The sequence below is a fragment of the Zhengella mangrovi genome (assembly GCF_002727065.1).
GTDB classification, from domain to species: domain Bacteria; phylum Pseudomonadota; class Alphaproteobacteria; order Rhizobiales; family Rhizobiaceae; genus Zhengella; species Zhengella mangrovi.
Genome location: NZ_PDVP01000036.1, coordinates 1 through 7,868 on the forward strand (window position 1 = coordinate 1; position 7,868 = coordinate 7,868).

Consider the following 7,868-nt stretch of genomic DNA (forward strand, 5'->3'; position numbering starts at 1 on the left):
AAGCCGCCATTGGACGCGAAGGTCTTGGAGAAGCTGCCCATCACGAGATCGACCTTGCCGAGCATGTTCTGGATGCCGATGTGGCCGGTGCCGTCGTCGCCGAGGCAGCCCAGGTCGTGTGCGACGTCGACCATCAGGACAGCGCCGTATTCGTGGGCGAGTTCCTGCAGCGCGCCGATGTCGGGCGTGTCGCTGTCCATGGAGAACAGGCTCTCGGTGACCACCATGATGGCGCCTTCGCGGTCGCGCTGGCGAATGGCGGCAAGGCGCTCGCGGCAATGCTCGACGTCGTTGTGACGGAAAAGCGAGACGTTGCGGGTGGCCGCCTGGGCACCGGTCTGGAGGCAGGCATGGGCCAGCGCGTCCATGACGATGTAATCATGCGAGCGGACGAGGCCCTTGATCACGCCGAAGCCGGCCGACCAGCCGGTGGCGAACAGAAGGGCGTGGTCCATGTGGAGGAACTCGGCGATGTCGCGCTCCAGCTGCACGGAACTCGAGATATTGCCCACCAGCGCGGACGAGCCCGCGGAGTGGACGCCAAAGACGCCGATAGCGTCATGTGCTGCCTGGTGCACCGCCGGATGGGCGGAGAGGCTGAGATAGTCCTGCGAAGCGAAGTTCACGCCTTCTGTGAGATGGCCGGCGTCATCGCGCACGGCGCAGGACGAAGCCGGACCGGTCTCGGTGGCGCGGCCAAACGGCCAGGTGCCGGACTGGCGGCGCGTGTCCTGCCAGTTGAAGAAGGCGTCACAGCGGCGCAGAAGATCGGCGCCCTCCATGACCCTGAAATCACGCATGCTGCCCTGGAGGGCTGCTTCCGGAACGCCGTCGATCGTATTGTAGTTGGACATGGTGCCATCCCCGTTTCTTATTAATCGTCCAACCTAGCGGGGTGTGCTCAATTTGAGGTAAATGCCAAAATGCAGGGATTGAATATATTTTATAAATGGTAAACGATTTTATTTTATAATAATAATTGTCGAAACCATTTTGTTGTTTGAAACCCATCTGCATATGGCAGTCTTATTTTTGTAATTAAATCTGTTGTTAGATGTTTATCCCCCATTTCGATTATATCAGAGCCAGCCGGATGGCTTTTGCGACAGCATGCGAGCGATGAGTTGCTTCCAGCTTCATCAAGGCGATCGCTATATAGCGGTCGACCGTATGCTCAGAAATTCCCAACGCCTGGGCGATTTGTAGGTCGCTTTTTCCCTCAGCAATGAAGCTGATGCACTGCCGTTCTTGATCGGTCAGCAGCATTCTAGAGTGCCCTCGAATCACTAATACCTCTACCAATCATCAGCACCCAGAACGGTCGAGAATTACAGTGTAAAAATTCCAGGGAAAGAAAAATCTGGAGCTTTTTTATATAGTTATGCCGTGAACGGACGCTGAAACCACACACGTAGGTATGGTTAATAGGCTATTAACAATTCACCGTTAAAATCCATAGCTGAAGTTTCCAAATGTGCGTGGACAGCGTTTCTGCGTGCCGATGACGAATGGAGTCACTCATGCGCATGTTGATGATGGGATTGGCTTGTATAGGAATTTCAAGTCAACTTGTTAGTCCATCGCTATCAGCGACCGCAACTGGTTCGTTCACAAGCCAAATTGTCATTACATCGACCTGCGCCGTTCAGACGACAAATACGCTCGACTTTGGGTCACAGGGTCTGCTGACTTCAAATGTCGATGTTACAGCGAATTTCGACATTCAGTGCACAGCTGGAACGGCCTATAGTATCGGTCTGAATGCTGGCACCACGACGGGCGGATCAACGACAACCCGTAAGATGACAAATGGATCGGATACGATCGACTACGAGATGTTCAGCGACCCCGGCAGAACTACCAATTGGGGAAATACTGCCGGGGAAGTTGTTACAGGTACTGGAACAGGATCGACCGAGACCAAAACTATCTTTGGACGTGTGCCGCCACAAACAACACCAGGTCAAGGTACTTATACAGATTCCGTAACGATCACAATAACCTATTAGAAGAGTGGGGCTTAAGCCATGAGGTTCATTCTTGCTGCGGTCGTCTTCGCGGGACTATCGATGGCATCGACCGCACCAGCCGTAGGTTCGACGCTCCAAGTCGAACCGGTGTCAATTGATGTAGCGCATGGGAATAGGTCCGAAACGATCACTCTCCGAAACGGCGGGACTGATGTATTGAAGGCCCAAATACGCATATTTCGCTGGGTACAGGAAAAAGGCCGAGATCGTCTAGTTGAAACACGGGACGTCGTGGTCAGCCCGCCTTTTGCATCGATACCGCCAGATAAAAACCATGTCGTTCGAGTTGTAAGAGTCGGAAAGGGGCCGGTCTCGAAGGAAGAGAGCTATCGCGTGCTAATCGATCAGCTTCCAACGATGGCCGATCGCAATGCCCGTGCGGTAGACTTTGTCTTCAGGCAATCGATCCCGGTTTTTTTCAGCGCACAGAAACAGAAACCGAGCCAGCTTTCCTGGGCCATTTACAAGAAGAAGACCGATCTTATTGTTGTTGCCCAAAATTCCGGTGATGAACGAGCTCGCATTTCAAAAATAGAACTAACCCTACCAAATGGGCAGTCAGTCACCTTTGGTGACGGGCTTGTCGGCTATGTGCTTGGTAGGTCATCAGTTGTCTGGACAAAACGGAGCGCAGCAAAGGGCACAAAGGATGGGTGGCCAATAAAGATCAAAGCAAACGGTTATGGATCTACAATCCAAAGTAAGGCATCGCTCAAAACTGCGAAATAACAGGGCTCATCTACTCCTTGTTTGCCTCACCATAGCTGTCTTTTGTCCTTTGGAGGCAACATCGGCCCCGTCGGGCAGCCAAGCCTTGTTCCTAGAAGTGTACGTCAATGATCAGCCAACTGGTCTGATAGCTGAATTCGCAGTGCATCCCGACAAAAGAATCTCAATCGAGACAGATGAATGGCACGAACTGTCAATGAAGATTCCACAGGGCGCTAAGACCGTATATCTCGACCAGATTGAGAATCTTAGTTACCGCTACGATGAAGCCAACCAAACGATATCAATCCAAACAAGTGTAGAAAATCGTACTCCGCAAAAGATTGATGCTCGGCCAAGCAGTACCAAACAAAGCGATGCGCAATCTTCGACCGGAGTAGTTGTTAATTACGCTTTGACGGCAGCCGGCCAGACAAAGGTGACCAACTGGGATCCCGGGTTCAACGGGATTTCTGCCACTCTCAACAGTCGGCTATTCACCCCATATGGAATCGCGGAACTATCAGCCATTGGATCTTCTGACGATTCTGTACATGCGCGTTTTCTACGACTGAATACGAACTGGATATTTGACCGGCCAGCAACAGCAACAAGATACAAGGTTGGCGATCTTGTGTCTGGGAGTCTACCTTGGAATAGATCAGTCCGCATGGCTGGCTTCCAAGTTCAACGCGAATTCCAGATGCGCCCGGACCTAGTGACAATTCCGCTACCATCGTTCAGTGGATCGGCTGCTGTCCCATCAACGATTGATGTTTATATCAACAACTCCAAGACGTTCAGCCAGCAGATAAATCCTGGCCCATTTGAAATTAGCAACATTCCGATCATTAACGGCATTGGGACAGCCCGTATGGTCCTGCGAGATTCGAGTGGGCGGACCACCGAGACGGACCTCCCTTTCAACGCCCCGGCAAACATGCTGCGACGTGGTCTTCTCGATTTTTCAATTGAGGCTGGCGTTGCCCGAAGGAACTACGGGACGAAATCGAACGACTATGACGATCAGCCAATCGCGTCTGGTACATTGCGATATGGTCTGCGGGATAGTCTGACGGTCGAATCACATTTCGAAGCATCCCCCCACCTCGTCAACGCCGGACTGGGCGCGGTCATGAAAGCCGGCCAACGCGGCACTCTCTCGGTCGCTGGAAGTGCTAGCAGCTTTAATGGCAAACTTGGCGCACAGCTCTATGCAGCATTAGATCTCGACTATGCTGGATGGAAACTGCGTGCAAGCACGCATCGTACTGCAGGTGACTTCAACGACCTAGCTTCGGTAACGGCCAGCGATGACACTATTTCTGCCGCACCAAGTCCTTATATTTGGGACGATACCCCCTTGGCAATCGACACTATATCCGTGTACTCCCCCACAATACTAGAAAGTGGCTCCATATCTTTTGGATATATACATTCCGAATACAGAGACAGAAAAGACGGTCACTTACTAAATGCTTCCTATAGTCATTCGCTTCGCTCTGGCATGTCACTCAATTTGAGTAGCTTCTATGACTTTGGTTACGAAAAGCGCTTTGGTGTCTTTGCTGGCCTTACGATGGCATTTGATGGAAATCGGAGCAGTTCAATCACTGCATCATCAGACAATGACCGCCTTCAAGTAGCGGCTCAATATAGCAAAGCTGGGACCGGTCTGCCAGGGTCAACAAGTTGGCAAGTTGCCACTGCGGCATCCAATACTGTCATACATCAAGCGGCCGGCACTTATTATGGCGAGAATGCAACCGCTCGAGCTGGTATCTACAGTTCCGGCAAGATGCTAAACGGCGAACTGCAACTGGATGGTGCAGTCGTGGCCAATGGTGGCGATATTTTTCTTGCACCACAGGTCGACGATGCGTTTGCAATCGTCGACACAAGCCTTCCCGGGGTTGAAATTCTTTATGAAAACAGACCGGTTGGTAAGACGAATGCTCGAGGCAAGAAACTTATTACAGGCCTGCGCTCCTACCAACCAAATCGAATATCATTGGATCCAACCAGCCTACCGGTTGACGCGGATTTGAAATTTAGCGAAGTCATTATACAGCCTCGATACAAGAGCGGTGTCGATGTCGACTTCAATGTTTCAACAACGACAAACTCAGCTTTAGTCGTTTTGAAGTCGATTGACGGCGCCCACATCCCAGCGGGATCCACCGGTACACTTTCCAACGGCGGAGGATCCTTTATCGTTGGCTATGACGGTCAGGCTTTTATTGAGAATCTTTCGCAGTTAAACATCATAGACGTTCAAACCAAGGGAGGCGATTGTCGTGCAGCTTTCAAATTTACGCCCAATCCAGGCACTCAAAATAGAATTGATAATGTCGTATGCAAATAGCTTAAAATATATTATTATAATATAGAAAATAATGAGAATTATATTTGTGTTGATATTACATCGTATCACGAAATTGAAGACACGCATCGCATTTTTATTGATCCTATATCTTATAGGAACAATATGTGCAGAGGCGGGGGCAAATCCTCCATGCCCGATAACGATGACCAACATGTCATTTGGCAGCTCAGAATTATCTGCGTCGTCTATTGATACTGTAGGTAATATTTCTGTTACATGCGAAGCGGGCGGTGGGCCAGATCAATTCGTTTGCATCAGTATAGAATCCGGTTCTGCAGGCGACGCAGCGAGTCGAATAATGCAGAATGCCGGAGATATTATTAGGTTTGAACTCTATAAAGATGCGTCACGAACGCAGAAATGGGGTTCTTGGCAGTCTGGGTATGCCGGAACAGGATATCAGGCCATTCTAAAGCGAGGTGTTACATACAATATACCCGTTTATGGTCGGATTTTTGGATCTCAAACAGCTTCACCGGGAAACTTTACATCATTTTTTAATACCAGCCCCTACCTTACAAATAAGGATTACAACACCTCTGATTTGTGTCCTGTCAATAAAAACAGCTCTTCTTCCGTATTTTCTGTAGATTTTACTGTCCTTGCAAGTTGCTCTGTATCTGCCACTAATATCGACTTTGGAACAACCGCTATCATAAACGGAAACATCGACACAACCTCAAGCATAAATACCCAATGCTCTAATGGTACGCCTTTTGCAATATTTCTCGACAATGGCTTAACTGGAACAAGTCCAGCCGATCGAAAGATGACAAACGGCGCCGACGTGGTCACGTACGGACTTTACCAAGACTCTTCCAGATCTACTCTCTGGGGCAATACGATAGGCAGTGCAGTAAGCGGAACCGGCAATGGTTCATTTCAGGAATTTACTGTGTACGGGCGAGTTCCTGCACAAAGCACACCGCCAGCTGGAACCTATACCGATACAGTTATTGTTACCGTGGAGTACTAGGGCCTGTTGACCTGAGACCCGACTTTCTTCCACTTCAGCGCGGAATCCGAGGGTTGATTTGACGTGGGACCCGTTTTTGGACCACCCGGCTAGGGAATTTCCCGGGTCTGACACTCACGGCGGACCGGATGGGCCGGAGGCATTCATGAGCGATATCGGCGGTTTGTTTCCGATGGCGCTGTGAGGGCGAACCTCGTTGTAGTCACTACGCCATTCCTCCATCTTCCGGCGGGCGTCGTCAAGCGTCAGGAACCAGTGCTGGTTCAGACATTCTGACCGGAACTTCCCGTTGAACGACTCGATATACGCGTTGTCCGTGGTGACCTGGTGCTGTGGACGGCCCCTGCACCGGCGTAGTGTGCAATGATTTGGCCATTAGAGCGGTTTTCGAGCGCTCTGAATCGATAGGGATTCCCACGGCTGCGGTTTTCTGATTCATGCTTCCTGCCGAGTGCAGGAGGTCGGCATGGATGGGACAACCTCTTTCAATGGATTTGCGTGCGCGTTTGATAGCCGCGATTGATGACGGTATGAGTTGCCGAGCGGCGGCTGCCCGCTTTGGTGTTGCGCCATCGACGGCGATCCGGTGGCATGCACAGCGTCGCGATGTTGGCCACTTCGAACCGAAAGCCCAGGGCGGCGACATGCGCTCGCATCGTGTCGAGAAGCGCGCATCGGACATTCTCGCGCTGTGGGAAGCCAGGCAGGACATCACCCTTGAGGAACTGCGCACCGAACTCTCGAAGATCGGCCTGCCGGTCTCGATTGCGGGCCTGCACCGCTTCTTCAAACGCCACGGCATGACGCGAAAAAAAAGACCGGCCACGCAATCGAACAGGACCGCCCGGACATCCTGAGGCAGCGCCGCCATTGGTTTGGCGGCCAACTTGATCTCGATCCGGCAAGGCTGGTGTTCATTGATGAGACCTGGACAGCCACCAACATGGCCCGGACCCATGGCCGCTGCCGCAAGGGCCAGCGCCTGCGCACGGGCTTTCCCCATGGCCATCGCAAGACCACGACGCTGGTCGCAGGCCTTCGACTGTCCGGGATGATGGCGCCGATGGTGCTCGACGGGCCGATCAACGGCGACTGGTTCGAGGCCTATGTCACTTCGGTGCTCGTGCCGGAACTCAAACCCGGCGACATCGTCGTCATGGACAACCTGTCCAGCCACAAGCGCGCAGCGATCCGGGAGAAGATCGAGGCGGCGGGCGCAAGGGACTGTCAGGAATCCTGTGTCAGGGGCCATAGTGAGAGCACAGAAGGAGTGCGACTATGGCTATCAAGAAGGACGTATTGGACCAGCTTCTGGCAGGACGTGATCCTGCGAAGGTTTTCGCCGACGGCGGCCTCGTCGACGAGCTGAAGAAAGCACTGGCGAACCGGGTTTTGAACGCGGAACTGGACGATCACCTTGCCGGCGAGGCTGCGGCCGGAAAGAGCAATCGCCGCAACGGCTATTCCGCCAAGACCGTCATCTCGGAGACATCGCGGATCGAACTGAAGGTGGGCGCCTCGAAAAACCTCCCCAATTGGGCTGTTTCGTGATTCACTTCCGCGGTGATTTGCGGGAGGCTTTTGAATGCGGGGTCAGGCCGGTTTCTGGGATGTCGATGAGCGATATGCATTGTTGAGCGAGGCGGGTAATCCGCTCGTGAAGCTCAACGAGGTCGTTCCTTGGGACGTCTTCCGCAAGCCATTGGCCAAGGCGCTGAAGCGCTCGGACGGGGCCAAGGGCGGCAGGCCGCCGTTCGATCCGGTGATG

Annotated in this window: 7 protein-coding genes and 3 pseudogenes; 7 read left to right on the forward strand and 3 right to left on the reverse strand. The window is 52.4% G+C overall.

The features are described 5' to 3' along the window. Both CSC94_RS23600 and CSC94_RS23605 read right to left on the reverse strand, forming a co-directional pair. Positions 1–854, reverse strand: an 854-nt coding sequence (locus CSC94_RS23600) for an aminotransferase class I/II-fold pyridoxal phosphate-dependent enzyme (protein ID WP_205853411.1), incomplete at its 3' end; no start/stop codon positions are given. A gap of 220 nt (positions 855–1,074) precedes the next feature. Further along, on the reverse strand, positions 1,075–1,266 hold the full coding sequence (locus CSC94_RS23605; protein WP_099308823.1) for a response regulator transcription factor: 192 nt from the start codon (positions 1,264–1,266) through the stop codon (positions 1,075–1,077). A gap of 254 nt (positions 1,267–1,520) precedes the next feature. Between CSC94_RS23605 and CSC94_RS23610 the strand changes: the two genes are divergently transcribed. From CSC94_RS23610 to CSC94_RS23625, 4 genes are read left to right on the forward strand one after another with little or no spacing between them, the layout of a single operon-like run. Further along, a complete protein-coding gene (locus CSC94_RS23610; RefSeq protein WP_099308827.1) occupies positions 1,521–2,009 on the forward strand; it encodes a Csu type fimbrial protein in 489 nt (162 codons plus the stop codon). Positions 2,010–2,069: 60 nt separating this feature from the next. Then, positions 2,070–2,759: a fimbrial biogenesis chaperone gene (locus CSC94_RS23615; RefSeq protein WP_165784578.1), complete on the forward strand. Its 690-nt coding sequence runs from the start codon at positions 2,070–2,072 to the stop codon at positions 2,757–2,759. Continuing rightward, a complete protein-coding gene (locus tag CSC94_RS23620; RefSeq protein ID WP_099308825.1) occupies positions 2,713–5,103 on the forward strand; it encodes a fimbria/pilus outer membrane usher protein in 2,391 nt (796 codons plus the stop codon). Before CSC94_RS23615 ends, CSC94_RS23620 begins: the two co-directional genes overlap by 47 nt. A 31-nt stretch (positions 5,104–5,134) precedes the next feature. Next, the gene (locus tag CSC94_RS23625) at positions 5,135–6,100 is read left to right on the forward strand and encodes a Csu type fimbrial protein (RefSeq protein ID WP_099308826.1); all 966 of its coding nucleotides are present in this window, start codon (positions 5,135–5,137) and stop codon (positions 6,098–6,100) included. Between the two features lie 114 nt (positions 6,101–6,214). On the opposite strand, the pseudogene CSC94_RS23630 reads toward CSC94_RS23625, so the two are convergent. Next, positions 6,215–6,418 (reverse strand): annotated as a pseudogene (locus tag CSC94_RS23630) (integrase core domain-containing protein); the annotation flags it as partial. 152 nt (positions 6,419–6,570) lie between these two features. On the opposite strand from CSC94_RS23630, the pseudogene CSC94_RS23635 reads away from it, so the two are divergent. The 3 genes and pseudogenes from CSC94_RS23635 to CSC94_RS23645 form a co-directional block, all read left to right on the forward strand. Further along, positions 6,571–7,322 (forward strand): annotated as a pseudogene (locus tag CSC94_RS23635) (IS630 family transposase); the annotation flags it as partial. 56 nt (positions 7,323–7,378) lie between these two features. Further along, positions 7,379–7,612, forward strand: a pseudogene (locus CSC94_RS23640) (transposase); the annotation flags it as partial. A 73-nt stretch (positions 7,613–7,685) separates the two neighbouring features. Beyond that, positions 7,686–7,868, forward strand: a 183-nt coding sequence (locus CSC94_RS23645) for a transposase (RefSeq protein ID WP_483446969.1), incomplete at its 3' end; no start/stop codon positions are given.

Coding starts and splice junctions, on each gene's coding strand:
- CSC94_RS23605 (WP_099308823.1), bottom strand. CDS start 1,266: ATGCTGCTGACCGATCAAGAACGGCAGTGCATCAGCTTCATTGCTGAG.
- CSC94_RS23610 (WP_099308827.1), top strand. CDS start 1,521: ATGCGCATGTTGATGATGGGATTGGCTTGTATAGGAATTTCAAGTCAA.
- CSC94_RS23620 (WP_099308825.1), top strand. CDS start 2,713: ATGGATCTACAATCCAAAGTAAGGCATCGCTCAAAACTGCGAAATAAC.
- CSC94_RS23615 (WP_165784578.1), top strand. CDS start 2,070: ATGGCATCGACCGCACCAGCCGTAGGTTCGACGCTCCAAGTCGAACCG.
- CSC94_RS23625 (WP_099308826.1), top strand. CDS start 5,135: ATGAGAATTATATTTGTGTTGATATTACATCGTATCACGAAATTGAAG.